Source organism: Deltaproteobacteria bacterium (assembly GCA_016235345.1).
Taxonomy (GTDB): domain Bacteria; phylum Desulfobacterota; class Desulfobacteria; order Desulfobacterales; family Desulfatibacillaceae; genus JACRLG01.
Map to the genome: position 1 here is coordinate 236,686 of JACRLG010000007.1, position 24,389 is coordinate 261,074.

Consider the following 24,389-nt stretch of genomic DNA (forward strand, 5'->3'; position numbering starts at 1 on the left):
CTTATTCCCCAAGCATGGCCTTTTGCAAATACCTTAGCTTCTTTTTCGGGAGAATTCCGAAAACCGCCGTAAGATGCTGGGCGTCGCGGAAGCGCTTTTCCTGGCCGAAGTCCTTCATGTAGCCCACTCCGCCCAGGGCCTGGATTCCGTCCGTTGTGACCTCGATTGCGCTTTCGGCGCAGTGCAGGAAGGCTGCAAGGCAGGCGGAGCCTTTGCGCGAATCACCGGAATCAAACAGGCGGCAGGCTTCGGTCACCGCCATTTCGGAGATCCTGGATTTCTGGGCCATGCCACCAAGGATCATCTGCATCTCGCTCCACCTTATGATGGGCTTTCCGCCCTGGAAGCGTTTTTTGGCGTAATCCAGGGCCTCTTTCACGCTGCCCTTCATAATGCCCGAAAGAACGGACGCTGCCGCAAGATGCATCCTCCCTGCAACCGAGGCGAAGATTTCCCCCGCCTTGCCGGGCTGGCCCAAAAACCGGGCCTTGGCGTTTTTGAATTCCAGATCGTATGCCGGGCAGGCGTGGACTCCAAGGCTGAAAACCGGCTCGGAGACGGAGATGCCTGCGGGTTCGACTTCGGCGAGGAAGAAGGCGAGCTCCTTTTTTTCGACGAGGGCCGGGACAAGAACCCGTTTTGCCAGCCCGCCCAAGACCACGTAGGGGGATTTTCCGTTCAGCAGCCAGTCGTTGCCGTCCTTTTTCGCGTAAAGGGCAGGGGGCGTTTCGGAAGGGTCGCAGAAGACCTGCGAGCCGATCAGGATACCCGCGTAATTTTCCGCGCCCGCCGCGATGCCTTTTAAAAGCTCCGTCTCGCCCGCTTCGAGAAGAAGGTTTTGGGCGAAGGCGTTTGAAAGGATTATCGCGGCTAACGAGGCGTCATCTTTGGCGATATTTTCCAGAAGCGAGCACAGGGGGGATAACCTTTCTCCGAAACCCTCCATGTCTTCGGGAAGGGCCGCGTGGAAGAAGCCAAGATCAAATGCCTGGGCCAAAGCGTCGGTGAAAAGCGGGCCGAAGGGGAAATTATCCGATTCCTCCCGATTGGGGGCCAGAATTTTTGATGCGAAATCAGCGCCCGCCTTGGCCAGAAGGGCCAGTTCCTTTTCGTTTTTACCCTTCATGCCGCTCCTCCTTCTTTTTCCTCGAACACGCAGGCGTCCTTGCACCCGCAGGCGATGAGGCACTTGAAGAGATTCAAACGATTCAACTGGTTGGTGCCCTCGTAAATCTGGAGGAGTTTTGCGTCCCGAAGGATTTTTTCCGCGCCCCGGTCCTGGCGCACTCCCGCCCCGCCCATGAGCATCAGGGCCATCTGGCAGTTTTTTACCCCGTAATCGGTTCCGGTGAACTTTGCCGCCGACGCAAGGCCGCTTGTGCGGCACTGGTGGCAGACGCTCTGGTCGTTGAACATTCGCTCGCGCATGAACTCGGTGGCCCCCGGCTTTCCGAGAAAGGAGCCGAAGAGTTTCTGCGACAAAAATGCGGGAGTTCTTCTCATTATTGAAAACATCGGCTCGAAATGCAGGTCCTTGTAAAGGCCCCAGAGGCTGTTGGCGTAGTTGGTCTCGGTGTAGACAAGGCGCGACAGGGTGACGTTCTTGTGCATTTCGGCCAGCCAGCTTTGAACCCACTCGTGGTTGACGTAAAGCTCGCCGTCCACCACGGTTTCCGAGGCGAATTTGAAGGCGGCTTCGTACGCCCCGCGAGCGGCCCCGGTCCCGAAGGCCCCCACTGCGGCCCGGGAAGGGGAAACCACGTAGTCGATCATCTGCTGGGTCATTTCCTTTTGGCTTCGGGAGAACTTCTGCTTCACCCTGTTGTCCAGGGCAACGTATTCATCCGGCACGAAGCAGTCGTCGAAAAGAAGCTCGGATGCCGGGCAGGCCCGCTGGCCCATCTTCTTTTCGTGGCGACCGAAGGAAAAGCCCTTAAGGCCGTTGGGGATGGACATCATCACGGCGCTTTCGGACGGCTTTTTAAGGTCGGTGTAGGTGATTAGCATGTGCCATTTCGACAGATGCCCGTTGGATATGAAGACCTTGGAGCCGTTTACGATGTAGCCGCCCTCGACTCTTTTGGCGAAGCAGCCCAGCTTGGCCTTGTCAACGAGGTCCACCTCCTCCACGTCCGTGCCAGCTCCCGGCTCGGTGATGGCGAGGGTGATGAGGCAGGGGTCCCCGTTTTTCCGGCCAAGAACGGTTTCCCGGCAGAGCTTCTGCATGATCCTCATGTTGCCGGATGCCGTGAGGGTTCCGAAACCAAGGTAGTGCACACCTATGAGGTTGGCCATGGCAAGGCAGACCGAGCCGATTTCCTCCATGGCGTAGGAGAGGGAGGAAAAGTTATAGCCCCCGCCGCCCATGGCCTTGGGGAGCCACATGGTGTAAAAACCCCAGTCGTTGGCCTTTTTCACGAAGTCCCAGTCAAGGTAATCCGGGTCCTCGTGGAGCTTTTTGTCTATTTCAAGGGCGCGGGGCCTCACCACCTCGTCGCAGAACTTGCGGCACAGGGCGATCACCTCGCGGGTCTGGCCTATCATGCCGCGCGCCAGCTTCGGCCCGGCGTGAAGGCTTGCGGCCATTTCCTCGAAGGCTGGCGAGCGTTCTGAGAAGGCCTTGATTTCAGATGATGAGATTTTCAAGAGACTTCTCCTTTCAGGTCCGTTTCGCGGTCTGGGAATCGTAGGTGTCCTTTGTAACTCCCGCCGTTTCCAGTTCCTTTTTTATGATCCTGTGGGTCTGGGTCATGGGAAACTCGTCAACGAAGCGGATGTAACGGGGTATGGCGTATCTGGCCAGCTTGTCGTTGAGCCACGAGCGAAGCTCCGCCGGATCGATGGTTTTTCCCGGCATCATTTTGATTGAGGCCATGATTTCGTCCTCGGCCAGTTCGGAGGGGACCGCGTAAACCGCCGCGTCCTCAATGTCCGGGTGGGATACGATGACGTGCTCCACTTCATAAGCGGACACGTTCTCCCCGCCCTTGCGCATGGACTCGGTGTCCCGGCCCACGAAGTAGAGGTAGCCGTCGGAATCCTTGCGCACGATGTCTCCGGTGTACATGAATCCGCCATGGACCTTCTTTTTGGTGGCCTCGTCGTTTTTGTAGTAGCGGACCGAGCTTTTCTTGTCACCAACCTTGAAAATGAGCTGGCCCGGAGTGTCGGGCGGAACGTCGTTTCCGTTTTCGTCTATCACCCGTGCGCTTCCCGGAGGCCCAAGGGGCTTTCCAAGGCTGCCCACGGGCGCGGTGCCAAGGTTCAAAATTCCCTTTCCGCCCGAATCCACGGCTCCGTAGCCCTCGTAGATGGTGACGTTGAAGCGCTTCTCGAAGGCCTCCCACATGTCCGCCGGGCAGGCCGCCGAAAGCACGCAGCGCACCTTGTGGGTCTTTTCGTTGGGGCGAACGGGCTGCTTCATCAAAATGGGAACAAGGGAGCCTATGGTGTTGAAGAGGGTTACGTTGTAGCTGTTGATGTCGTCCCAGAAGCGGCTGGCCGAAAACTTCCGGGAAAGAACCACGGTTGCGCCCTGGGCCATTGAAAGGGTGACCGTCAGAAAGAGCGCGTTTCCGTGGCAGAGGGCGAGCGCCGTGTAGTAAACGTCGGAAGGTTTCACCAGAAGGCCGCCCATGAGGCCTAAAAGCTTCACCCGGCTCCTGTTGTAGGTGTAGACCACCCCCTTGGGGCGGCCCGTGGTTCCCGACGTGTAGATGAGCAGGATCATGTCCTCCGGATTGTATCCCACGCCCGGATTTTTTGGAGGAAAGGCCCGGAAGCCCGACAGGGGCAGGGCGGTTTCGGGGATCGCAAATCCGTGCGATTCCTCCTCGATGTCGTCCACGATTACGGTTTTGAGGCGTTCGGGCTTTTGGGGTATCTTCTCGAAAACGTCCAGAAGCTCGGCGTCTATGGCCAGCATTTCAACATCGCTGTGATCGAGTATGTAGGCCAGTCCGTCGCCCTTAAGCTCGCTGTTGATGGGGACCACGTACATCCCTATTTTTTGCGCACCGAAGAAGATGTCCAGAAACCTTGGGGAATTGCGCATGAACATGCCGATTCCCTTGCCCCTGCCTCCCCCCAGGGAAAGCAGGAAATTGGCTGCCCGGTTGGCGTTCTCGTCCATCTGGCGGTAGGTGAAGACCTCGTCCTTGAAGAGAATGAATTTCTTGTCGGGAATCCGCGCGGCCTTTTCCTCCAGAAGCGCGGCCCAACTCATGTCCTCTATGGCCCCTTTTGCCATGCCCTTGAGATTCTTCAACAGCGTGCCCCGATGGAGTTCGTCGGCAAAAAACCGGGAAACGGCGCAAAGGCCCCGCCCTGCAAACTTCGCCCGGTTGACGGAAAACGCCATTTTCTGCGCCCTTGTGACGGCCATTTTTGATTTCCTCCCTTAAAGGCAAAAGAGCCTCCGGCGGCCGGGGGAGCTGCGCGCCCCCGGACCCCCTTTTATTTTACGGCGTATGTGCTGCGCACACACGCAGCAGTTTTTTAACGCAGGCACTATAAAGTTAAGCGAATTCGCATAATTACGGGCAACTTTACCTAAAAGTGACGTGCGAATTCAGAGGATCGCGCTTTTCAGGCCCTCTGGGGAGCCTCTAAAATATGAACGCACATAGCCGCTTCTTCCGCGCCCAAGGCACCGCCGCCGTTTTCGCCCATGGCGAGCCTTGCGTTTTCAACCTGGCGTTTTCCGGCCTCTCCCCTTAGCTGGGTGGTGAGCTCGTGAATCTGGGCCAGGCCGGAGGCCCCCACGGGATGGCCCCGGCTGATGAGACCGCCCGAAGTGTTGATGGGAAGCCTTCCGCCTATGCGGGAAGCGCCTGATTCCGCGAAACGCCCGCCTTCGCCGATGGGGCAGAAGCCAAGGTTCTCGGCCTGCCGAAGCTCGCCGTAGGCGGTGGCGTCGTGGACCTCGGCGCAGCTTAATTCGTTGGGGCCGATCCCGGCGCGCTCATAGGCAATGCGGCTTAGGCGCTCGCCGATTTCGGGCACGTCGAAACCAAAGGGCCGGTCAGCGCCGGAGCCCAAAACCGAGGCCCGAACCTTCACCGCCCTGCTCGAAAGGCCGAGCTTTTTCACCATGGCCCCTGTGCAGACGATGGCCGAGGCAGCACCGTCGCCGATGGGGGCGCACATGGAGCGGGTGAGGGGAAAGCTCACTATGCGGTCCGCGAGAACGGACTCCACCGGCACCGCGAAGCGGTACTGGGCGTTGGGGTTCAAGGTGCTGTGAAAGTGATTCTTGGAGGCCACCAGGGCCAGCTGTTCCACCGTGGAGCCGTAGCGCTTCATGTGCTGGCGGGCCGCGAAGCCGTAAACATCCATGAAGGGCGAGTGGTCGCCGCCGCCGAGCTTCGCCAGCTGCTTCACCTTGTCGTAGCCTATTGCCTCGCCCAGCTTGATGGCCACAACCAATTGATCCCTTGTGTCTTTTATGCGGTCCCTTATACGGTCCTGGATGTGTTTGGGCTTCTTCTTGGTGCCGTTTTCCGAAGGCTTCGAGTACTTGGCAAGAAAGTCCTGCATGGCTTTTTTGTCTTCATCAGTCATCTTGAAGCCGGACAGGTTTTTTACGATCTCGGCGCAGTTTTCTATGTCTATGCCCCCCAGGAAACCCGCCATCACGGCGGTGCGGTTCCTGTTGTAGAGCTTTTCCGCGCCCACGGCCATGGTGATGTCGTAAAAACCCCCGGCCACCCCCATGCACGCGGAGTGAAAGGCGGTTGAACCGCCGGCGCAGGCGTTTTCAACGTTGGTTATGGGAATTTTTTCGATTCCCATGTGGCGGGTGGCAACTTGGCCCCTTATGCAGGACTGGCCGGAATCGCCCCAGCCGGAGTTGGCGAACCACATGGCCTCGATGTCGCGCTTTTCCAGGCCGGCGTCTTTAAGGCATCCCGTGATGGTGGCGGCGGCAAGGTCCTTTATGCTCTTATCGAGGTACTTGCCGAACTTGATGGTGTCCACGCCGATTATGTAAACGTCTCGCATTTGGCCTCCCTTGGAATGTTTGAGGATTGCATTTTTATCTTGACGGATTAAACCGAGATGCGTTATTGGTTTAACCAAAGTTGACAATAACCTGAACCGAAAGTCAAGAAAAAATTTTACATGAGTCAAATTCCAAGATATGAGACAGTGGTGAACACCTTGGCGAGGCTCATATTCACGGGCCACATCGCTCCTGGGACAAAGCTGCCCACAGAACGGGCGCTCGCTTCCGAAATGGACATCGACCGGACTTCCCTGCGTCTGGCCTTGAAGCAGCTGGAGAACCTGGGCGCGCTGGACATCCGTCCCGGCGACGGAATCTATGCAAGGGACTTCATGGAAGGGGCGGGCCTCGACTTTCTGAAGCTCGTTTTTTCCCTGGAGGAGGGCGAGGGCGGTGGGCCTTTCGAGGTGGACGCCTACACCATCGACGAGGTGTGGGAGTTCTGGTGCGGATTTTTCCCCATGATGCTGAAAAACGTTATAGGAAAATTTTCCCCAAGGGACGTCAAAAGGCTTCTGGACCTTGTGGACGAGGAGATGAAGTGCGTCAACTGTCCCGAAAGGATAATCGAGCTCAATCTCGCCCAGGAGGACCTTGTGGCGGCGGCCACGAAAAACATCGTCTTCATCCTTTTTTCCAACGTGAGCCGCCCCATAAGAAAAAGGATGCTGAAACTTTTCGCGGACCAGTCGGACCCGGAGGTCCTTTCGCGCCACATAGAGCTGAAGCGGGTCTTTCTGGAGGAATTCCTGAACAGCCCCGAAAAGATGATCCCCCTGGCCGCAGCCTATGAAGACGTTCTGATGAGCCATCTTGCCATGATGCGCAAAAGGCGGATGAACGGCACCGGCTCAGAGAAACTAGCGGAAAGCTTCAGCCACGACATACGGGAGACAATTCCATGAGCTACGAAGGCAAGGACCTGCCCGCCAGCAGCGGGAAAGGAGGATGCGTGGAAAAGGATGAAGTTCTCTCCCCCCTGGGGACCTACACCGAGAAAATGCCGCCCAACGCCGTGGAAAAGGTCATTTTCGAGCGGCGAAGCATACGGGCCTTCAAAAAAGAGCCACTGCCCGATTCCATGATCCGCCGGATTCTGGAGGCCGGGCGTTTCGCGCCCTCCGCCGGAAACAGCCAGCCCTGGAAATTCGTGGTGGTGAACAACCCTGAGATCATCGCGGAGCTTGAGGAGGACGCCAAGCGCATGGCCCGCATCCTCATGTGGTTCATCGATCCCACCCGCACCGCCATGCGCCGGAAATTCCTCACTCCCTTCACCCGCGCCATCATAAGAATGCGGCCCAACGAGCTTCACCCGGTTCCGTTTTCGCTCATAAAGCTCATCGCCGACGGCAAGGCCCCGGTTTTCCACAACGCGCCCACTCTGATCCTTCTTTTGGAGGACCGGCGCGGGGTCTCCTGCCCGCCCTTGGATATCGGCATCTGCGGCCAGAACATGGTTCTTGCGGCCCATTCAATGGGAGCCGGAACCTGCTGGCTGGGCATGATAAAGCTTTGCATGTATTATCCAAAGTGGCGGAAATTTTTCGGCGTGAAATATCCCTACCATCTTAACGACTGCCTGGCGGTTGGCTGGCAGAAGGGGAAGCTGGACGGCGTGGTGAAACGGGAAATGCAACTCGTGAACTGGTTCGACAGGGGTAGCAGAACCCCCCGCGTGGAAAGGCAGGGTGAATGATATGGCGTATATGAAATTTTCCGACATGTTCATCGTGCCCGATTACACCGACCCAAGCCAGATGGTCTCCGGGACCCTGGATTTCGACGATGAAAAATGCGTGCGTTGCCGCCTGTGCACGGTAATCTGCCCGGCGCGCTCGATAGGCATGGACAACGCGGTGAAGGGGATGAAGAAGCCCCTGCCGCATTTGCAGGACATAGTGGAGGGGGTCTCAGGCTGTGTAGCCTGCGGCTGCTGCTGCGCCGCCTGCCCGGAAGGGGCCATATCGGTAACGGGCGGATTTTACGCCACCCGCTACTACACCCGCCTTCATCAGGCGAAAGAGCTTAGTTTTCCGATGATGTATTGATATAGGTTGAGGAAAGCGCATAATATTCGGTAGGTTGGGTGGTTCCTGGCCGAAAGGCCAGGGTTCACCCAACATTTCGCGGCTGTCGGGCTGATATGTTGGGTGAACCCGCACTTCGTGCGGAACCACCCAACCTACTTTTTTTACTGCGTTTCCGGGTCAAACCGCAATAGCGCTTTTACTCTTCGGGTTTTGAATCAGGATTCCACTCAAAGGCCAGGCTGTCTTTTTTTTTGGAGTTGCAGTCCTTGCAGCAGGCGACGATGTTGGTTTTTTCCGATTTACCCCCAAGGGCCAGGGGAACCACGTGGTCCATGGTGATTTCTTCGGGCGGAAAATGGTTGCCGCAGTAGTGGCATATTCCCCGATTCACAAGGTTCTTCCACCAACGGCTTGCCCTTAGCTCGCGGGCCTTGCCTTTTTCAAAGCGCAGTTCGCTTCCGTCGTCGGCGAACCTGGAATAAGCCTCGCCGCGCTTCAATTCCCCCGCTTTTCTTCTCTCGTTTCTGGACATGTCGGTTATTTTAGGCCCCCTATCCAGGCCCGCACGTTTTTTCCCAGGATTTTGTAATAGCCCGTCGATCCGCCAAGGCCCCTGCGCCCGAAAAACCAGTTGACCTCCAGAAATAGCGGCCCGCCTCCGTTTTCGGGAAAAATGAGATCGAAACCGGCAAGATCGATGCCGGTTTTTCCGCACAAATCCCGCACAAGCCTCTCCGCCTGGGCCACGAGTTGCGGATCGGCCTCAAAATCGATTTCCGCCCCCCGGGAAAGCCCCCCCATCAAAGGCTCGCCGGGCCGCCCCACCCGCCAGTAGGATACAAGCTGGCGATGGATCACCGTGACTCTTAAGCTCCGGGAGCCGCATGGAACGTATTCCTGGAGGATAAAGCCGAAATCGCCGCCTTTTTCCGCTTCACAGGCTCTTCTGAGGGCTTCGCCGAGGCCGGTTTGATCCCGGATCAGCCTGACGCCGCTGCCTTCGCCGCCCCAGTCGTTTTTGAACACGAAGGGAAAGCCGAAAGGAGGCGCTTTGCCTTCATCATCAAAAGCGCTTACGGACCTGTAGGCCCTGGTGGACGGAAAGGGCGCGGAAAAATCCGCAAACATTTCAGCTTGGCCGGTTTTTCCGGGATAGCGGAACCTTGCGTCGTAATTCGGAAAGACCTGCGGGGCGTTTTCCCGCGCCATCCTGTAAAGCGTTTCCCGGCATCCCTGGGGCAGGAGCACGGCCCGCGCTTCTTTTATGGCGGCAAGCTCGGCCTCGCCGGGGTCGCGCCCGGCGCAGATGATGTTTTTGTCGCCGACGATCAAGGGGTGAAAAGACAGAATCATGTGGATGTCTCGTAACAGCCCGTTGAAAAAGGCCGGATTAAAGCCTGGGTAAAAACGATGAAATGCAAGGCGCGCAAAAAGCCAATGAGTAAGCATACTTAGGTACGTGACGGAATTGGCTTTGAAGCGCAACGCAAAAGTATCGCGTTTTTAGACAGGCTGGTATCCCAGGCGGCGCAGGGCCTTGGGGTCCGTGGTCCAGTTCTTCTCCACCCGGACGAAGAGCTCCAGGTAGATTTTCACCCCCATCATCCTTTCAAGATCCTTGCGGGCGAGTGTGCCGATTTTTTTCAGCATGGCCCCGGCTTTTCCTATGATGATACCCTTCTGGGAATCCTTTTCAACGTGGATCACCGCGTGGATCCGCACCATGCCGTCGTCCTCGGACTCCAGGAAATTTTCCACGGTGACAGCGCAGGTGTAGGGAATCTCCTGGCCCGTGAGGCGGAAGACCTTCTCGCGCACCAGTTCCGCCGCCAGAAAGCGCTCGGTCATGTCCGTGAGCGCGTCTTCTGGAAAGTAGGGGGGGCCCTCGGGCAGAAGCTCGGCCATGCATTTCACCAGCTTTTCCACCTGGGAGCCGGTGCGGGCCGAAACTGGAACAAGGGCGGTAAAGTCCATCACCTTGTTCCAGGTGTCCAGCATGGGAAGAAGGATTTCCTTTTCCACAAGGTCAATTTTGTTCAGGGCCAGCACCACGGGTTTCGTGCGGCTTTTTACGCGGGAAAGGACCATCTCCTCGGATTCCGGGTTGGGCTTTGACGCATCCACCACCCATAAAACCACGTCGGCGTCGGTGAGAGTGGCCGAGGCCACGTCCACCATGTAGCGGTTCAAGGGGTTTTTGGCCGGATGGATGCCCGGTGTGTCCAGAAAGACCATCTGGGCGTTTTCAAGATGAAGCACGCCCTGGACCCGGTTTCGGGTGGTCTGGGGCTTGTCGCTCGTGATGGAAACCTTCTCGCCCAGAATCCTGTTCAGAAGCGTCGATTTTCCCACGTTGGGCGCGCCTGCTATGGCTACGAACCCGGATTTGAATGACATATGGTGGAACCTTTCAAAAATCTGCAAAAGAAGGCAAAAGACGAAAAATACACCCGCAGGGTATAGGTTGAGCGGGCAGGGGAAATCAACCGGTTCGATCAGGGCATGTCGGGTCGGGCTTTACGGCCTGGGGCCGGAATCGGTCGCCTTTGGGGACAGTGCGGCAATTTTCGCCCACAACGCATCCCGGCCAAGCCTTGTTTTGGTGGAGAAAAGGAGCGCCGATTCCCGTGAAACGCCCAAGGTCTCCACGGTGAGCTTGAGGGACGCCTGGGCCTCGCGCTGATTGACCTTGTCTGCCTTGGTGACAACCACCACGCATCCCAGCCTTCGCGCCCTGCACAGGGCCAGAAGCTGGGCTTCCTCCTCTTCGGGCCGCCTTCTTACGTCGACAAGCATCACCATCAGAGCCAGTGTCGGCCTTTGGCTGACGTAGCCTCCGATCATGGGCCCCCACTGGGCACGCATGGCCTTGGAAACCCTGGCGTAGCCGTAGCCCGGAAGATCGACGAAATACCACTCGTTGTTTATTTCAAAAAAATTGATCTCCTGGGTCCGTCCGGGGGTGTTGCTGGTTTTCACCAGCTTTTTCCGGTTTACGAGGCAGTTTATAAGGGACGATTTTCCCACGTTGCTGCGCCCCGCAAAGGCCACCTCCGGCGGCCCCAGCGGGGGATAATCTGCGGGTTTCACCGCCCCACGCATGAATTCAGCCGATTTTATGATCAAAACTTCCTCACTGTTGTGCGAGTTTTTCCCTCAGCTCGCGCTTTAAGGTCTTGCCTGCGGCGGATACCGGAACCGGGCCGAAGAAGACCTCCCTCAGCTTCTTGTATGCCGCCACCCTGGTGTTGACGAAGTCCATGATCTCGGCCTCCGTGGCCTCCTGGCCGCCCCTTAGCTGGATAAAGGCCACCGGAAGCTCGCCCGCCTTGTCGTCCAGCTTTCCCACCACCGCGCACAGCTCCACCGCCGGATGGGTGTACAAGACCTCCTCGATCTCGCGGGGATAGACGTTGTAGCCCTTGTAGAGTATGAGGTCCTTCTTGCGGTCCGTGATGTAGAAATAGCCGTCCTCGTCCACCCGGCCTATGTCGCCGGTGTAGAGCCAGCCGTCCTTCAACACCTCCGCCGTGGCGTCCGGGCGGTTCCAGTAGCCCCTCATCACCTGGGGCCCCTTTATGATAAGCTCCCCTTCCTGGCCCGGGGCAAGCTCGGTGCCTGAAACCGGGTCCACCACCCGGACCTCGGTGTCGAAAACCGGCAGGCCCACCGAGCCCGGCCTTATGCCGTCCCGGCTGGGCGGGTTGGCGCAGGCACCCATGGTGCATTCGGTCAGGCCGTAAGCCTCTATCACAACCCCCGAAAACGCGGACAGCAGCCGGTCCAGAACGGCGTGGGGCAAAGGCGCCGCACCGGAGGCCGCGATCTTTATACCCGATAAATCGTATTTTGCAAAATCCGGAAGCTCACAAAGGGGAACATACAGCTGCGGCGCGCCTCCCAGGGTGGTTGCCCCGTATTTTCCTATGGCCGTGGCATACTCCACCGGGTCGAAACGCGGGAAAACTATCATGGTGTTGCCCGAAGCCACCATGTTGTTGAGATAACCTATGGTTCCCATGGCGTGGAACCAGGGAACCACCACCAGCGAGACTTCCTGGTCGCGGGCCGTAAGGCGGTCCTTCTTGGGGTCCACTCCTTCGGGGTAGACAAGGTCCCAGCCGCCGTCCTTTTCCTCGATCTGAGCGCCGTTGAACCAAAGGCCGAACTGCATGGCGTTCACAACCACGTTACTGTGGGTGAGCATGACCCCCTTGGAAACCCCCGTGGTGCCGCCTGTGTAGGCAAGATGGGCCAGGTCCTTGTCCGGGTCGATTTCGACATCCGGGGCCTTAGGCTGGTTCTGCGCCAGAATCGAAACGAACTCGACGGTGTCCGGCACCGGGAATTTGCCCAGAGGTTTCAGGGGCTGGATCACGGCGCTGTAGCAGTCGGCGATGGATGTGGTTATTATGTTCTTCACCGGGGTTTCGGGTATGACCGAGGCTATCCCCGGATAGATGAGATCGAGGCTGATAAGGGTTTCGGCCCCGGAGTCGTTGAGTTGATGGATGATTTCCCTTGGAGACAGCAGGGGGCTTAGGGGCGTGAAGGTGGCCCCGGTCTTCAAGGCCCCGTAGTAGGCTATGGCGAACTGCGGGCAGTTGGGAAGATGGATGGCCACCCGGCTGCCCTTCCCGACCCCCATTCCGGAAAGGCCCGCCGCGAACCTGTCTGCAAGGTCCTTCAATTGGCTGAAGGTAAGCTCCATGCCGCCGAAAATAAGCGCGAGCCTGTCGGGAACTCTTTCCGCAGTCTGGTCCAGAATGCGGAAAACCGGAGTTTTCGGGTAGTTGATGCTTTTGGGCCAGTCCTTGGGCCAGCTTCTGAAATTTTTCGCCATGACTCCCCCCTTGTTACATGTTAAGAACCTGCCGCGATGATGGAAACGATCCGTCAAACAGGACATCACTAGGCGAAACCGGCCATAAGGCGCGGTTGTTTTGCCGATCCTGTAACAGGCGCGCATTGTTTTCGGGGAATATGTTTCATTATAGCACACCGCGCAAAGCATCGCAAGGCGGGCGGAAGGGGGGACGAGGACCTTGACTGATCGGACGGGAATCGAACGAATCATGCCTGATATTAAGCGGAGCATGGTTCTTTTCCTTTTTTAAGGAATCCGGCAAAGGGAAGAAATGCCCCGGTCTTCCTCCCCAGCCATTTTCGGGAAAACGAAAAATGGAAAATTGCGCTTCCGGTAATATTGTGAATATCGCCCCCAACAAGTGGCTGGTCTTTTCCCTGGTTTCGGTGGGGATTTTCATGTCCACCCTGGACGGCTCCATCGTGAACATCGCCGTTCCCACCATCATGGGGGATTTTGCCACCGACATGGCCAGGGTAAGGTGGGTGGTGATAAGCTACCTTCTTGCGGTTTCGTCCCTTCTGCTGCCTTTTGGCAGGCTTTCGGACATAAAGGGGCGGCGGCTGGTATATTTTTTCGGGACCCTGATTTTTACGGCGGGATCGTTTGCCTGCGGCACGGCCATGACGATAAACTGGCTTACCGCAAGCAGGGTGTTTCAGGCCGTGGGCGCGGCAATGATACTTTCGTGCTCTCCGGCTTTGGTGGTGGACGTTTTCCCGGCATCCGAACGGGGCAGGGGGATGGGGCTCATCGGAATGGTGGTGGCCTCCGGACTCACCGTGGGGCCTGCCCTGGGCGGACTCATACTTGAGCACTTCTCGTGGCGCATGGTCTTTTTCGTCAACGTGCCGGTGGGGATATTGGCCATTGTCGCCACGTTTTTCATTCTCAAGAGGGAAACCGGGCATCTGGCCGACGAGCCGTTCGATTTTTTGGGAGCGATCCTCCTGGCGGGAACCTTCATCGGGTTATTGATGCTTATCTCCGTTTCGGGCAATTTGAGGCACAAGCTTCCGGCTGCTTTTCTTTTTCTGGGAGGGGCATCGCTTCTGGTGCTGGCGGAAAAACGGACCAGCCACCCGATAATCGACCCGTCGCTTTTCAAAATCAGGCTTTTTTCAGCGAGCATAGCCGCCGCCGTCACCATGTTCGCGGCCCTGGCCTGCGTAATTTTTCTGATGCCCTTTTTCCTGGAAAATCCCGGTGGGCTCACTTCAAAACAGGCCGGACAGCTTCTTGTGGCCCCGTTTTTCATGCTCTTTGCCTTATCGCCGTTGTCCGGCATCGCCTCGGACAGGATGGGCTCCAGGGTTCTGTCCACGGCGGGGATGGCCATCCTGTCCCTTGCCCTGGTGTCCCTGGCCTTTCTGAAACCCGATTCCGGCAGGCTTTCCGTTTTTCTGAGGCTGGCCCTGGTGGGCGTGGGCGTGGCCATCTTCAGCTCGCCCAACAGCGCGGCGGCCATGACCGTGGTTCCCATGAAAAGAAGGGGCGTGGCAGCGGCCACCCTGGCCACGGCCCGAAACCTGGGCATGGTGAGCGGCGTGGCCCTTGCGAGCGCCTTTTTCAACGATAGGTTTTACCAACTGGCGGGGAGCAATTTTTCGGTTTACGCCAAGGCCCTGGAAAGGCCCTTCATGACCGCGTTTTCGTTGACCATGACGGTGGGAGCCCTGGTTGCCCTTGCGGGGGCCGCCATTTCTTCGGTGCGCGGAGGGGAGGCCGCCCGCCGGGACGGGGGAGGCGGGAAAATCAGCTGAACACTATGCGAAGGATTTCGTCCTTGAGCTCAATCTGCTTAATTTTTTCCGGATGCTTGCGCATGAGAAGGCGGCCCACCTTGTACATGAAGTCCACCGCCTTTTCATCGTAAAAGGAGATGTCGACCCCTTCCTCCTCCTCCTGGCCCGCAAAGCAGAAGGTGCCGTCATCGGTCATTTCTATGCCCAGCTCGCGCACCACCATCTTGTGGCCTATGAAAAACTCGTCCTCGCCGTCGTTGTAGGACGAAAGGGCCTTTTGCTCCATGTAGGCGTAAATCTTCCTTAAGACGTCGTTCTTGTCCAGGGCGCGGGATTTGCCGGTGTCGTTCATTGCAGCCTTCCTCGATGAAAGTTTTCCCGATGATGACCTTGACTCTAACCCAAGTCCGCCAAAATTGAAAGACGCTTGTGGTAAATACCGTTTCATGAACCGTCTTCCGGGCGGATTCATGGTGTTTGACCGCCACGGGAAAGGGTCTTAAGCCCCTGCTTGAAAACCCGGTCCGGGTGGGGTATTCAGTAAGATCATCCCCGAAGAAGGAGGTTTCCCCATAGTGGAACAGCCCGCTTTTTCCCAAGGCGAGACCGTGTCCGGCCTTCGCGTCCGCCTGGCCCTGGCCGTCCTGGTTCTCGTTGTTTTCATGGCCTATTCCAACAGCTTCAAAGGCCCCTTCATACTGGACGACGCGGCCAACATCCTCGAAAACCGCACCATAAGGAGCATTTGGCCGGTTTGGGACGTTTTTTCCGGGCCAAGGGGACATGCCCTGGCCGGGCGGCCCGTGATCAACCTCTCCCTTGCCGTGAATTACGCAATAAGCGGCTACGAGGTGTGGAGCTACCACGCTTTTAATCTTCTGTTCCACCTTCTTTCGGCCCTGCTTCTTTTCGGGATAGTGAGGCGGACTCTCATTTCCCCCGCAGTTCCCGCGAGATTTAAGGCGGCGTCCACCCCGGCGGCGCTTTTTTGCGCGCTTTTCTGGGCGGCCCACCCCCTTTGCACCCAGGCCGTGACCTACGTGATCCAGCGGTGCGAATCCCTGATGGGGCTTTTTTTCCTCCTGGTTCTCTACGCGGCCATAAGGGGATGGAGGCAGGGGGCGTCCCGGTGGTGGCAGGTCCTGGCCGGAGTGGCCATGATTTTCGGGGTCGGGTCCAAGGAGGTGATAGTGGCCGCGCCGCTATTGGTTCTCTGCTACGACTTCATCTTCGTCCACGGAAAGGGCCGGGGCGGGCGGATTTTGAAGGACGGCGCGGTGCTTTACGCCGGGCTCGGCATGGGGCTCGTTCTGCTGTTTTTCCTGGTTTCGAGAGGAGCGGTTGCGGCCACGGTTGCCTCGGACATAGACCGGCTGAGGTGGCCCTATCTGGTCACCCAGGCCGGGGTGATAGTCCATTACCTTTTGCTTTCCTTCTGGCCCGCCTCCCTTTCCATGGATTACGGCTGGCCCTTTGCGGACCTGTCCCGGGTATGGCGGGAGGGCCTTCTTCTCGCGGCGCTGTTCTGCGCCACCCTGTGCGGGCTGGTGAAGCGCCGCCCCTGGGCCTTTCCGGGAGCCTGGTTTTTTCTCACCCTTGCTCCGTCCTCCAGCTTAAAACCCCAGTTGGACCCGGCTTTCGAGTACCGCATGTACCTTCCCCTGGCGGCAGTGGCCGTGGCCGTGGTGATGGCGTCCCTCTGGGCGGGCTTCCGGGTTTTCTCGAAAAGGCCGAAGGCGGGTTTCGCGCTCCTGGTTTCGGCTTTTTTTCTGGCTTCCTCGATATCCTGCGCCCTGGCGGTGGCCACCATGAGGCGGAACGAGGTTTACTCCAGCGCCGAGCGCCTTTGGGCCGACACGATAAAAAAATCCCCGGAAAGCGCCAGGGCCTGGTTCGCCCTGGCGACGGCATACGAGGCCGGCGGCAAGACCGGTCTTGCGAAAAAGTATTACCGGGAGGCGATCTCCCGCACGCCGCACGATCCCAAGCCATACAACAACCTTGGCCTTTTGCTGTTGAAGGAGGGAAAAACCGACGAGGCCATAGCTCTTTTTAAAGAGGCCCTTGCCGTTGAGCCAAGGTTTGACCGGGCCTACGTGAATCTTGGCGAGGCTCTCATGCAAAAGGGCCTTGGCGAAGAGGCCCGCAGGATTTTGGAGGAAGGCATGAGGCTTTCGCCGGATTCGGCCCATGCAAGGCTCAACATGGGCCTGTCCCTCATGCGGGAAAAACTGGTGGCCGAAGGGGAGGCCCTCTGCCGCGAGGCCCTGAAAATGGAACCCGGTCTCGCCGAGGGCCGTTACAATTTCGCCCTTGAGCTTATGTCCCTTGGTCGAAAGGCGGAAGGCGCGGAGGAACTGAAACTTGCAGTGGCCTCTAAACCCGATTTTTTCGAGGCCCTGGTGAACCTGGGCGCGGTCCTCATCGAGCAAGACCGCCTGGAGGAGGCCACGGGCCATCTTGAAAGGGCCGCAGGCTTAAAGCCGGATTCGCCGGAAGCGAGGTTCAACCTGGGCAACGCCCTGGCTTCCAGGGGCTTTTGGAGCCAGGCCCTGCCTCATTATGAAAAGGCGCGGCGTCTCATGCCCCGGAACGCGTTAATCCGCGTCAACCTGGGCGTCACCCTGGCGAACCTGGGCCGAAAGGACGAGGCCCGGAAGGAGTTTGCCGAAGCCCTTGATCTGGAGCCTCAAAATCGGAACATAAGGGAGATAATGGAAAAGGTGCTTTAGCCCGTATTTAGTGCCTGCCCATAAAGACTAACTCACTATTATAAAAAGAAAATCACGCAGATTAGGGTGGACTTTTCATGCAGCAGAATTCGTCACCCTTGTAATCGGGAGAAGTGACAAGACCGGCCAGGGCCAAGTCTAAACCCGTCGAATTTGACGGGTTTAAAACACGCCGGGTTCAATGTTTTGAGCGTCAATTCAGCATTATTACAGATAGTTATGTATGTGAGGAACCAAAGGGGCGGGCAAATGTCAAAAAAAATCGTACCATCAAACGGAGCCCACAAGTCGCCTTTCGAGCAAATTAGGCATGTTAACGAAGCAGGCGTTGACTATTGGGAAAGCCGCGACCTTGCTGAAGCATTGGGCTATACCCAGTATCGAAACTTCGAGTCGGTGATCGAAAGGGCCCGGCTGGCGTGCTTTAACAGCGGTTTTTGGGCAACATCGCCTTATGGCCCAGATAGTAAGGTCATGTGCAGCCTGAGAACGCTTTAACCTCGATTTTCCTTTTCGAGGTTTTTCAGACGCTTGACGACAGCAGTCTCCATATCGCCGTTCTTCTTGAGCCAGCAGTGTTATCTTTACTTATTGTCAGTAGTACCGCACCTTCGCATATTCAGATTGTTTAGTGCAAGACCTTTTTATATTTCATGCACGTTTTTTCTGTTTAAAGCACGATTTGGGTTGTTTTCGTACATTTTGAATATGTGCTTGACAGGACCGCTGTATATTGTGTAGTGTGGCTGCTTAGTTGAACGGCCCTCCCCGCCGCGAAGAACGTGGGGAGGGCCGTTTTCTTTTGGCGGCTCTTCCCGTTTCGTCGCGGAGGGCGCGCCATGCTTGGGTTTCCGTCGTTTCAAGGGTGTTTCTGCCTCAAAAAATCGCTTTTTTTCTGCCTCGCCGCAATCTCCATTTTTCTGCTGTTCGATTCGCCCCTTGTTCTTGCCGGTGACAACGGCTGGAAAATGCAGGACTCCGTGACCCTCTCCAAGGGGACCGGCGAGTCCTACACCACCGTCTGCGCCGCAGGATCGAGCTACGATGCAGTATCCCGCGCCATCCCCTATTCCCACGGGCTTTTCGCCGTCGCGCTTTCCGTTACCGGAAGCGGCACCGCAAAGGTGACCTACGAGGTCTCGCCGGACTGGCGCACGAGGGCGGGTACGTGAACGATCCGGCTGATCCGGGCGGGGAAACCCGGTTTGGAATCAGCAGGCGCGCCTATCCGAACGAGGACATCAAGGCGCTTACGCGGGAGCGGGCCGCCGAAATCTATTACCGCGACTACTGAAAGGCTCCCCGGTTCGACCGTCTGAAAAACGACGATCTCGCGGCCAAGCTCTTCGACCTGGGTGTAAACACCGGGACCGGAAACGCCGTGATGTTCCTCCAGGGGGCCTTGACCCTTCTTGGCCTCCGCACCCCGGCGGACGGCGCGATGGGTCCGCAAACCATAGGTTACGTCAATTCCTGGCGGCACCAGGGGGCCTTGCTCATGGCGGTGAAGTATTTGGCGGCGGATAGATATGTGAGGCTTGGGAAACCGAGGTTTTTGGCGGGTTGGCTGGCGAGGTTGGAAAACTGATAGAAATGGCAAGGCAAGAAATCAATCTGATTCCCTATGACATGGCCGGTCTTTAAAAACAGAATCAGTTCATACTTGCCCCTGGGACAAGATTTCCAGATCAACCCGGCTAATTATCGTAACCTTCTTTCCCTCCATAGAAATATTGCCTTCCTCCGCCATTTTTGCAAACACCCTGGAAAGAGTTTCCGGGCTGGTGCCAAGAAGATGCGAGAGCTGCTCCTTTGAAATGGGCAGGGTTACAGTTTCGGAGCCTTCCTGTTCTTTTGCCAGAAGCAGGAGGTATCCGGCCAGCCGCTCCGGGACCTCCTTCAAGGCTATGTTTTCAAGCTGGCGGACCAGTTCCCGGTGACGCCGGGCAATGAAGGACAGCATCTTCATGGGAAGCGTGGGGACCTCGGATACAAGCCTAAGAAAAGCCTGCCTGGGAAAAAAAAGACAAGTACATTTTGAAAGGGCCTGGGCCGTGGCCGGATAAGCGTCCCCATGGTATAGCGCAAGCTGGCCGAAGGGCTCTCCTGGCTCAAGAACGTAGAGTATCTGCTCTTTTCCCCTTGCGGAAACCTTGGTGATTTTCACCTGGCCCCCGGCCACCACGTAGAAACCCTCGCAATACTCGCCCTCGAAAAATATCACGCCAGCCTTTTGGAAATCCCTTTTCACCGCGATTTCCGAAAGAAGCCTCGTTTCCGGCTCAGTAAGGCCACTGAACATGGGAATGGAAGCCGTGAGTGCTAATAGATCATCCATTTAGGCATTCTCAGTTTTGATAGAAAAGAAAGGCCGGGCAGCCCGAGCTTTGTCTTTTCAAGGTTATCACCGACAGGAAGGGCTTGAAAGGAATTTTTCGGAAACTCGATTTTCTTGATCTATATCAAGGAAAATCGGAAATGTTTTTATTACCCTGGCAATCAATGGAGCCGGGATTCCCGGCCGGACTTTCAAAAAAAGGTAGGGTAAAATGAAAAACAATAAGATAATGGCCATAGGAATCGTCATTGCTGCGGCGATTTTCATCAACATGACGGTTGCGGGCAAAGCATTCGCCCATTGCGACACTTTGGACGGCCCAGTGGTAATTGACGCCAAGGCTGCCCTTGCCTCGGGAGACGTGAAACCGGTCCTAAAATGGGTAGGCGCGGAGGACGAAAAGGAGATCAGGGAAATTTTCGCCAAGACGCTCAAAGCCAGGAAACAGGGGGCGGAGGCCAAAGAGCTTGCCGAAATGTACTTTTTCGAGACCCTTGTCCGCGTTCACAGGGCTGGCGAAGGATTTCCCTATAAAGGGCTCAAGCCCGCAGGCACGGACCCCGGCCCAGCCGTGAAAGCGGCGGACAAAGCCATTGAAACCGGGTCTGTTGAAGGCCTTGCGGAAGATTTATCGTCAGAGGTGAAGGAAAGCATCAAAAGGCGCTTCAACCGGGTTATCGAGATCAAGAAGCACGCGGCGGAAAGCGTGGCGGACGGAAGGGAGTTCGTTGAGGCGTACGTGTCCTACGTCCACTACGTGGAAAATCTCCACGGGATGGTGTCGGGACCTTCCGGGCATCATGGCAGCGAACAAGAAAAGGGGCCTGAAGCTTCCCATGCGCATTGATTTCATTCTTTAATGGAGGAATGAACCATGAAACACCTGAACATCATCGAGGCCGGGGATTTTTCCGAAAAGGGGTTCAAGAAGCTTCTCGTGCACGACTCCCCCTATTTCAAGATCATAAACTTCAACTTCAAGGCCGGGCAGACCATGCCCATCCACTCCCATGACATTGAAGGGGAGCTTTCCATCCTGATTCTTGAAGGCAGCGGCTCGTATCTCGGCTCGGAGGGAAAAACGCTTCCCGCCCGAACTGGCGACATTCTCGTATGCGGTATTGTGGATCCTCACGGACTTAGCGCGGAAACCGACATGCGCGTTCTGGTGACCATAGCCCCTCCCATCTGAAAGAGCTTTCAAGCCGGGGGGCAGGCCTTGCCCCCCGAATCGGGGATCGGAAATAATTCTCAGCGGAGGCTTAAAAAAATGGCGACCGGAAAACAATGCGGCCTTTTGGGGTCATTGTCCGTTGAGATGTCCGACGAGGACGTTTTCGCGGCAATGAAGGCCATAAACGGGTATCTCGACATAACCCCGGCGGACTTTCTGGAGGTTTACCGGGCGGCCTTCCGACATGCCGTGGAAAGGCTCTCCAGCCTTGTGAAGGCCCGCGACATAATGACCGAAAAAGTAGTGGCGGTTAAAGCCGGAACCCCCCTTGCCGAAACGGCCAAAATCATGGAGGAGGCCAATATCTCCGGAGTTCCCGTGGTGGATGAGGGCCGGAAGGTGATAGGCATCATCTCCGAAAAGGATTTCCTGTTGAGGATGAGAGGGCGTCTTTCGGGGTCATTCATGGGAGTGATCGCCGAATGCCTTTCAAACCGTGGATGCATCGCGGTACCCATAAGAGGAAAAACTGCTGCGGACATAATGACGAAGCCCGTAATAACAGCTTTTGCGGAGGATAACGTGTCGGCTCTTTCCCAAAAGCTTGCGGCTCACGGCATTAACCGAATACCCGTTACGGATGCTTTGGGCGAACTTATCGGAATAGTGACCCGGAAAGACATCGTTGATTCTTATTGCGCCCGCATGTTCTGAAAGGCTATTTTAATGGCATATTTTTCTAAAATGAAGGGCAGCACGAAAAGGCCCCCCAAGGTCAATCTTACGGAGATGGCGTGGTCCTTTTTCGGATCGTTCATTGGCATCGGGGTGGTTGCGTTTATCAATTACCGCACCTTTGCGGGCACCGAATTTATAATGATAATAGGCTCCTTTGGAGCTTCGGCGGTTCTTATATACGGAGCCGTAAGAAGCCCTTTGGCCCAGCCAAGGAATCTTGTGGGCGGCCACATATTGTCCGCCCTTATAGGAGTTTCTGCCTACAAGCTATTGAACGGCCAGATTTGGCTGGCTTCGGCCCTGGCGGTTTCGGCCTCCATTTTTCTGATGCACGCCACGGGGACCCTTCATCCTCCCGGAGGAGCCACTGCCCTTATAGCCGTAACAGGAGGCCCAAAAATTTGCGGCCTTGGATATTTCTACGTTCTCATGCCCGTGGGATTAGGGGTGCTTGTAATGCTCATGATCGCCCTTGCCGTGAACAACATTCCCAAAAGCAGGCGTTACCCGGAATTCTGGCTTTAGTGCGGGTTTTGCAGTAAACTGCAAAATTGAACTATTTGAAAATATTCGTAACCCCTATAGAGCGCCCCACGAAAGGAAACCGAGCCATGAAACCGAGAGGCCCTTTGATGATAGAACACAGGCTGATCGAGAGGATGCTAAAGTCGGTGGTGGAAAAAATTCCGTCGATAAAAGAATCGGGCAAGGCTGATCCGGTTTTCATAGACACCGTTGTGGATTTCGTGCGCACCTACGCAGACCGCACCCATCACGGCAAGGAAGAGGACATTCTTTTCAAGGCCTTGGTGAAAAAGAAAATGTCCGATTCCGACCGCGCTTTGATGCTTGAATTGGTGGAAGATCACAAATACGGCAGAAGCGTCGTAAAAACCATCGTTTCCGCTAAGGACGAATATGTGGCGGGAGACGTGAAGGCGATAGGCGTTTTAATCGAGAATCTCGAGGCCCTGGCAGAATTTTACCCTAAGCACATAATAAAGGAAGACAAGGTTTTCTTTCCTTCAACGGAAAACCTTTTCAGCAAAGAGGAGCAGGACGCCATGCTGGCCCAATTTTGGGAGTTCGACAGAAATATGATCCATGAAAAATACTATAAGGTAGTCGAGGATATGAAAGCCTCGGGAACGAAATGAAGCGGCCCGGCTCTTTGGTCTGGGCGTTAACTGGGGGACCGGAAACGCCTTGAAGTTCCTCCAGGGGGCCTTGACCCTCTTGGGCCTCCGCACACCGGCTGACGGCGTAATGGGTCCGCAAACTAGGGCCTACGCAAACTCCTGGCGTCACCAGGACGCCTTGCTCATGGCGGTGAAGTATCTGGCAGCGGATCGTTATGTGCGGCTTGGGAAGCCAAGGTTTCTGGCAGGGTGGTTGGCGAGGTCGGGGGAATAAAAATTGGGACCATTGTTAAACAGTTCCCTTTTACACGCCCGCCACAAAGCTACCGGGTCATCGAGCGCCGCGCAGTGCGCAAGGAAACCGGCGTCACGAGCGATCAGACGATCATGCTGGACGGCCCGAAATCGGCGGACTGCCCGATCCCTCTGCGCCGCGTGGGCTACCGGGACCCGCAGACCGGCAAACACTACGTTTTCCTTACCAATATTTTCCGCCTTTGCGCCAAAACCGTGGCGGACATTTACAAACAACGCTGGCAGGTGGAACTTTTCTTCAAGTGGATCAAGCAGAACCTTCGCATCAAAAGCTTTCTCGGAACCAGTAAAAACACGGTTCTGACGCAAATATGGATAGCAATGATCACGATCCTGCTGCTGGCCTACTACAAATGGCGCGCCAAACTCGGCCACTCCATCACCGAGATACTCAAGCTCTTGCAACTGACACTGTTTGAACGCCGGAACCTCTATGAACTTTTCGAGCCGCCGCCGGTTCGACAAAGCATGGCAACCAACGGACAATTATCCTTTAATTTCAGTAGCTTTTAACCGGACAGCAGTGCGATGGAATACTCGAAAGCCAGAAAATTTGCCAAAACGCCGACCGGTTGAAACAGGTGGTATGGATACCAGGTCACCTTGTCGGTCATTCGGAACACGCCGTAGTTTACATCCGGGTCTTTGCCGACGATATTGGTGAAGGCGTGGTGTAAACCATTGTGTTCCTTTTTCCAGAGGTCTCCGCTGATGACGTTGTCCCACTCATAAGTCTTGGAATCAAATTTTGGATCATTCATCCAGTCATACTGGCCATGGAGAACATTGTGTCCGATCTCCATGTTTTCAAGAATGAAATGCCCGGAAAGGTTAAGCACCCCCAAACTCCAACTGACAGGGTCCAGGCTGAAATGGATCAAAAGCCTTCCTGTGATTTCAAGATACCGCGAGACCTTGGATAACATATTGATATAGTCTGCGTCCTCTTGGCCGAGTTGGGACGATATTTCATCGTGCAGGGCGATCATCTCTTTTCTGAAAGATATGAGCTGGCTTTCGGACAATTCCTTCATTTTCGTATCCTATGAGTGGATTCTTCTTAGCCCTGACGGTGGTTGAGTTTTCCAATCGGCTACTTACTGTACTTTAGCTGGAAAAGTGCATGTGCCAAGGCCGGATTTCCCGACATGCTTTTCCACGAGGTAGCGTCAAGAATTTTTCGCACATTTGAAAATTGCATCGACCCTCAAGCTGGCCGGTTGACATTTCCAGGTTGAGGTTTTGACCTCCTTTGAGTAAAAGGCAAATACCCGCTCGGAGGATAGGGCAACGCTGGGGAG

The 24,389-nt window shown here is 56.3% G+C and carries 27 protein-coding genes; 15 read left to right on the forward strand and 12 right to left on the reverse strand.

What is annotated here, in order from left to right; translation table 11 throughout:
* Nucleotide 1 precedes the first annotated feature (1 nt).
* From HZB23_04395 to HZB23_04410, 4 genes are all read right to left on the reverse strand, one after another.
* Nucleotides 2–1,126, reverse strand: a complete 1,125-nt coding sequence (locus HZB23_04395; protein MBI5843894.1) for an acyl-CoA dehydrogenase family protein — start codon at nucleotides 1,124–1,126, stop codon at nucleotides 2–4.
* Complete coding sequence (locus HZB23_04400) at nucleotides 1,123–2,586, reverse strand: acyl-CoA/acyl-ACP dehydrogenase (GenBank protein MBI5843895.1); 1,464 nt, start codon at nucleotides 2,584–2,586, stop codon at nucleotides 1,123–1,125. The genes HZB23_04395 and HZB23_04400 overlap by 4 nt, the downstream gene beginning before the upstream one ends.
* A gap of 73 nt (nucleotides 2,587–2,659) precedes the next feature.
* Nucleotides 2,660–4,360 (reverse strand): AMP-binding protein, encoded by a 1,701-nt coding sequence (locus HZB23_04405; protein MBI5843896.1) that lies wholly within the window; start codon nucleotides 4,358–4,360, stop codon nucleotides 2,660–2,662.
* Nucleotides 4,361–4,587: 227 nt separating this feature from the next.
* Nucleotides 4,588–6,003 (reverse strand): thiolase family protein, encoded by a 1,416-nt coding sequence (locus tag HZB23_04410; GenBank protein MBI5843897.1) that lies wholly within the window; start codon nucleotides 6,001–6,003, stop codon nucleotides 4,588–4,590.
* A gap of 120 nt (nucleotides 6,004–6,123) precedes the next feature.
* Here HZB23_04410 and HZB23_04415 point away from each other — a divergent pair, with 120 nt between their 5' ends.
* Genes HZB23_04415 through HZB23_04425 form a run of 3 tightly spaced genes read left to right on the forward strand, consistent with a single transcriptional unit; the run spans nucleotide 6,124 to nucleotide 8,058 of the window.
* Entirely contained in the window at nucleotides 6,124–6,912 is a 789-nt protein-coding gene (locus tag HZB23_04415; GenBank protein MBI5843898.1) for a FadR family transcriptional regulator, read from the forward strand.
* Complete coding sequence (locus HZB23_04420; GenBank protein ID MBI5843899.1) at nucleotides 6,909–7,706, forward strand: nitroreductase family protein; 798 nt, start codon at nucleotides 6,909–6,911, stop codon at nucleotides 7,704–7,706. The genes HZB23_04415 and HZB23_04420 overlap by 4 nt, the downstream gene beginning before the upstream one ends.
* Nucleotide 7,707: 1 nt before the next feature.
* Nucleotides 7,708–8,058: a 4Fe-4S binding protein gene (locus HZB23_04425; protein ID MBI5843900.1), complete on the forward strand. Its 351-nt coding sequence runs from the start codon at nucleotides 7,708–7,710 to the stop codon at nucleotides 8,056–8,058.
* A 178-nt stretch (nucleotides 8,059–8,236) separates the two neighbouring features.
* Here HZB23_04425 and HZB23_04430 read toward each other — a convergent pair whose 3' ends face one another.
* From HZB23_04430 to HZB23_04450, 5 genes are all read right to left on the reverse strand, one after another.
* Nucleotides 8,237–8,572, reverse strand: coding sequence for an HNH endonuclease (locus HZB23_04430; GenBank protein MBI5843901.1), 336 nt, complete (start codon nucleotides 8,570–8,572; stop codon nucleotides 8,237–8,239).
* Nucleotides 8,573–8,577: 5 nt separating this feature from the next.
* Nucleotides 8,578–9,393: a glutathione synthase gene (locus HZB23_04435; protein ID MBI5843902.1), complete on the reverse strand. Its 816-nt coding sequence runs from the start codon at nucleotides 9,391–9,393 to the stop codon at nucleotides 8,578–8,580.
* Nucleotides 9,394–9,543: 150 nt separating this feature from the next.
* Nucleotides 9,544–10,437 carry a GTPase Era gene (era, locus tag HZB23_04440; protein ID MBI5843903.1) on the reverse strand — a complete coding sequence of 298 codons (894 nt, stop codon included), beginning with the start codon at nucleotides 10,435–10,437 and terminating at the stop codon, nucleotides 9,544–9,546.
* Between the two features lie 120 nt (nucleotides 10,438–10,557).
* On the reverse strand, nucleotides 10,558–11,166 hold the full coding sequence (locus tag HZB23_04445; GenBank protein MBI5843904.1) for a YihA family ribosome biogenesis GTP-binding protein: 609 nt from the start codon (nucleotides 11,164–11,166) through the stop codon (nucleotides 10,558–10,560).
* 7 nt (nucleotides 11,167–11,173) lie between these two features.
* Nucleotides 11,174–12,883, reverse strand: a complete 1,710-nt coding sequence (locus HZB23_04450) for a long-chain fatty acid--CoA ligase (GenBank protein ID MBI5843905.1) — start codon at nucleotides 12,881–12,883, stop codon at nucleotides 11,174–11,176.
* Between the two features lie 338 nt (nucleotides 12,884–13,221).
* On the opposite strand from HZB23_04450, the gene HZB23_04455 reads away from it, so the two are divergent.
* Nucleotides 13,222–14,670 (forward strand): DHA2 family efflux MFS transporter permease subunit, encoded by a 1,449-nt coding sequence (locus HZB23_04455; GenBank protein ID MBI5843906.1) that lies wholly within the window; start codon nucleotides 13,222–13,224, stop codon nucleotides 14,668–14,670.
* Here the strand turns inward: HZB23_04455 and HZB23_04460 are convergent.
* Nucleotides 14,663–15,004 (reverse strand): hypothetical protein, encoded by a 342-nt coding sequence (locus tag HZB23_04460; protein ID MBI5843907.1) that lies wholly within the window; start codon nucleotides 15,002–15,004, stop codon nucleotides 14,663–14,665. The two genes, HZB23_04455 and HZB23_04460, sit on opposite strands and share 8 nt — an antisense overlap.
* A 223-nt stretch (nucleotides 15,005–15,227) precedes the next feature.
* Here HZB23_04460 and HZB23_04465 point away from each other — a divergent pair, with 223 nt between their 5' ends.
* The 4 genes from HZB23_04465 (at nucleotide 15,228) to HZB23_04480 (ending at nucleotide 18,972) form a co-directional block, all read left to right on the forward strand.
* A complete protein-coding gene (locus HZB23_04465) occupies nucleotides 15,228–17,384 on the forward strand; it encodes a tetratricopeptide repeat protein (protein ID MBI5843908.1) in 2,157 nt (718 codons plus the stop codon).
* A gap of 839 nt (nucleotides 17,385–18,223) precedes the next feature.
* Entirely contained in the window at nucleotides 18,224–18,556 is a 333-nt protein-coding gene (locus tag HZB23_04470; GenBank protein ID MBI5843909.1) for a hypothetical protein, read from the forward strand.
* Nucleotides 18,532–18,678, forward strand: coding sequence for a hypothetical protein (locus HZB23_04475; protein MBI5843910.1), 147 nt, complete (start codon nucleotides 18,532–18,534; stop codon nucleotides 18,676–18,678). Before HZB23_04470 ends, HZB23_04475 begins: the two co-directional genes overlap by 25 nt.
* A gap of 87 nt (nucleotides 18,679–18,765) precedes the next feature.
* Complete coding sequence (locus tag HZB23_04480) at nucleotides 18,766–18,972, forward strand: hypothetical protein (GenBank protein MBI5843911.1); 207 nt, start codon at nucleotides 18,766–18,768, stop codon at nucleotides 18,970–18,972.
* Between the two features lie 69 nt (nucleotides 18,973–19,041).
* Here HZB23_04480 and HZB23_04485 read toward each other — a convergent pair whose 3' ends face one another.
* Complete coding sequence (locus tag HZB23_04485; GenBank protein ID MBI5843912.1) at nucleotides 19,042–19,722, reverse strand: Crp/Fnr family transcriptional regulator; 681 nt, start codon at nucleotides 19,720–19,722, stop codon at nucleotides 19,042–19,044.
* Between the two features lie 211 nt (nucleotides 19,723–19,933).
* Here HZB23_04485 and HZB23_04490 point away from each other — a divergent pair, with 211 nt between their 5' ends.
* The 7 genes from HZB23_04490 to HZB23_04520 all read left to right on the forward strand — a co-directional run bounded on the left by HZB23_04490 (nucleotide 19,934) and on the right by HZB23_04520 (nucleotide 23,601).
* Nucleotides 19,934–20,569, forward strand: a complete 636-nt coding sequence (locus tag HZB23_04490; protein MBI5843913.1) for a hypothetical protein — start codon at nucleotides 19,934–19,936, stop codon at nucleotides 20,567–20,569.
* 27 nt (nucleotides 20,570–20,596) lie between these two features.
* Complete coding sequence (locus HZB23_04495; protein ID MBI5843914.1) at nucleotides 20,597–20,914, forward strand: cupin; 318 nt, start codon at nucleotides 20,597–20,599, stop codon at nucleotides 20,912–20,914.
* Between the two features lie 78 nt (nucleotides 20,915–20,992).
* On the forward strand, nucleotides 20,993–21,610 hold the full coding sequence (locus HZB23_04500) for a CBS domain-containing protein (GenBank protein ID MBI5843915.1): 618 nt from the start codon (nucleotides 20,993–20,995) through the stop codon (nucleotides 21,608–21,610).
* A gap of 12 nt (nucleotides 21,611–21,622) precedes the next feature.
* The gene (locus tag HZB23_04505) at nucleotides 21,623–22,159 is read left to right on the forward strand and encodes an HPP family protein (protein ID MBI5843916.1); all 537 of its coding nucleotides are present in this window, start codon (nucleotides 21,623–21,625) and stop codon (nucleotides 22,157–22,159) included.
* A gap of 86 nt (nucleotides 22,160–22,245) precedes the next feature.
* Complete coding sequence (locus tag HZB23_04510; GenBank protein MBI5843917.1) at nucleotides 22,246–22,791, forward strand: hemerythrin domain-containing protein; 546 nt, start codon at nucleotides 22,246–22,248, stop codon at nucleotides 22,789–22,791.
* 79 nt (nucleotides 22,792–22,870) lie between these two features.
* Nucleotides 22,871–23,047, forward strand: a complete 177-nt coding sequence (locus HZB23_04515) for a hypothetical protein (GenBank protein ID MBI5843918.1) — start codon at nucleotides 22,871–22,873, stop codon at nucleotides 23,045–23,047.
* Entirely contained in the window at nucleotides 23,023–23,601 is a 579-nt protein-coding gene (locus HZB23_04520; GenBank protein MBI5843919.1) for a transposase, read from the forward strand. Before HZB23_04515 ends, HZB23_04520 begins: the two co-directional genes overlap by 25 nt.
* Here HZB23_04520 and HZB23_04525 read toward each other — a convergent pair.
* Nucleotides 23,598–24,122, reverse strand: coding sequence for a fatty acid desaturase (locus HZB23_04525; protein MBI5843920.1), 525 nt, complete (start codon nucleotides 24,120–24,122; stop codon nucleotides 23,598–23,600). The genes HZB23_04520 and HZB23_04525 overlap by 4 nt on opposite strands.
* Nucleotides 24,123–24,389 lie beyond the last annotated feature (267 nt).

What these genes read in the sequence shown, in the direction of transcription:
- HZB23_04395 (MBI5843894.1), bottom strand. Translation starts at nt 1,126, where the DNA reads ATGAAGGGTAAAAACGAAAAGGAACTGGCCCTTCTGGCCAAGGCGGGC.
- HZB23_04400 (MBI5843895.1), bottom strand. Translation starts at nt 2,586, where the DNA reads ATGGCCGCAAGCCTTCACGCCGGGCCGAAGCTGGCGCGCGGCATGATA.
- HZB23_04405 (MBI5843896.1), bottom strand. Translation starts at nt 4,360, where the DNA reads ATGGCGTTTTCCGTCAACCGGGCGAAGTTTGCAGGGCGGGGCCTTTGC.
- HZB23_04410 (MBI5843897.1), bottom strand. Translation starts at nt 6,003, where the DNA reads ATGCGAGACGTTTACATAATCGGCGTGGACACCATCAAGTTCGGCAAG.
- HZB23_04415 (MBI5843898.1), top strand. Translation starts at nt 6,124, where the DNA reads ATGAGTCAAATTCCAAGATATGAGACAGTGGTGAACACCTTGGCGAGG.
- HZB23_04420 (MBI5843899.1), top strand. Translation starts at nt 6,909, where the DNA reads ATGAGCTACGAAGGCAAGGACCTGCCCGCCAGCAGCGGGAAAGGAGGA.
- HZB23_04425 (MBI5843900.1), top strand. Translation starts at nt 7,708, where the DNA reads ATGGCGTATATGAAATTTTCCGACATGTTCATCGTGCCCGATTACACC.
- HZB23_04430 (MBI5843901.1), bottom strand. Translation starts at nt 8,572, where the DNA reads ATGTCCAGAAACGAGAGAAGAAAAGCGGGGGAATTGAAGCGCGGCGAG.
- HZB23_04435 (MBI5843902.1), bottom strand. Translation starts at nt 9,393, where the DNA reads ATGATTCTGTCTTTTCACCCCTTGATCGTCGGCGACAAAAACATCATC.
- era (MBI5843903.1), bottom strand. Translation starts at nt 10,437, where the DNA reads ATGTCATTCAAATCCGGGTTCGTAGCCATAGCAGGCGCGCCCAACGTG.
- HZB23_04450 (MBI5843905.1), bottom strand. Translation starts at nt 12,883, where the DNA reads ATGGCGAAAAATTTCAGAAGCTGGCCCAAGGACTGGCCCAAAAGCATC.
- HZB23_04455 (MBI5843906.1), top strand. Translation starts at nt 13,222, where the DNA reads ATGGAAAATTGCGCTTCCGGTAATATTGTGAATATCGCCCCCAACAAG.
- HZB23_04460 (MBI5843907.1), bottom strand. Translation starts at nt 15,004, where the DNA reads ATGAACGACACCGGCAAATCCCGCGCCCTGGACAAGAACGACGTCTTA.
- HZB23_04470 (MBI5843909.1), top strand. Translation starts at nt 18,224, where the DNA reads ATGCTTGGGTTTCCGTCGTTTCAAGGGTGTTTCTGCCTCAAAAAATCG.
- HZB23_04485 (MBI5843912.1), bottom strand. Translation starts at nt 19,722, where the DNA reads ATGGATGATCTATTAGCACTCACGGCTTCCATTCCCATGTTCAGTGGC.
- HZB23_04490 (MBI5843913.1), top strand. Translation starts at nt 19,934, where the DNA reads ATGAAAAACAATAAGATAATGGCCATAGGAATCGTCATTGCTGCGGCG.
- HZB23_04495 (MBI5843914.1), top strand. Translation starts at nt 20,597, where the DNA reads ATGAAACACCTGAACATCATCGAGGCCGGGGATTTTTCCGAAAAGGGG.
- HZB23_04500 (MBI5843915.1), top strand. Translation starts at nt 20,993, where the DNA reads ATGGCGACCGGAAAACAATGCGGCCTTTTGGGGTCATTGTCCGTTGAG.
- HZB23_04505 (MBI5843916.1), top strand. Translation starts at nt 21,623, where the DNA reads ATGGCATATTTTTCTAAAATGAAGGGCAGCACGAAAAGGCCCCCCAAG.
- HZB23_04510 (MBI5843917.1), top strand. Translation starts at nt 22,246, where the DNA reads ATGAAACCGAGAGGCCCTTTGATGATAGAACACAGGCTGATCGAGAGG.
- HZB23_04525 (MBI5843920.1), bottom strand. Translation starts at nt 24,122, where the DNA reads ATGAAGGAATTGTCCGAAAGCCAGCTCATATCTTTCAGAAAAGAGATG.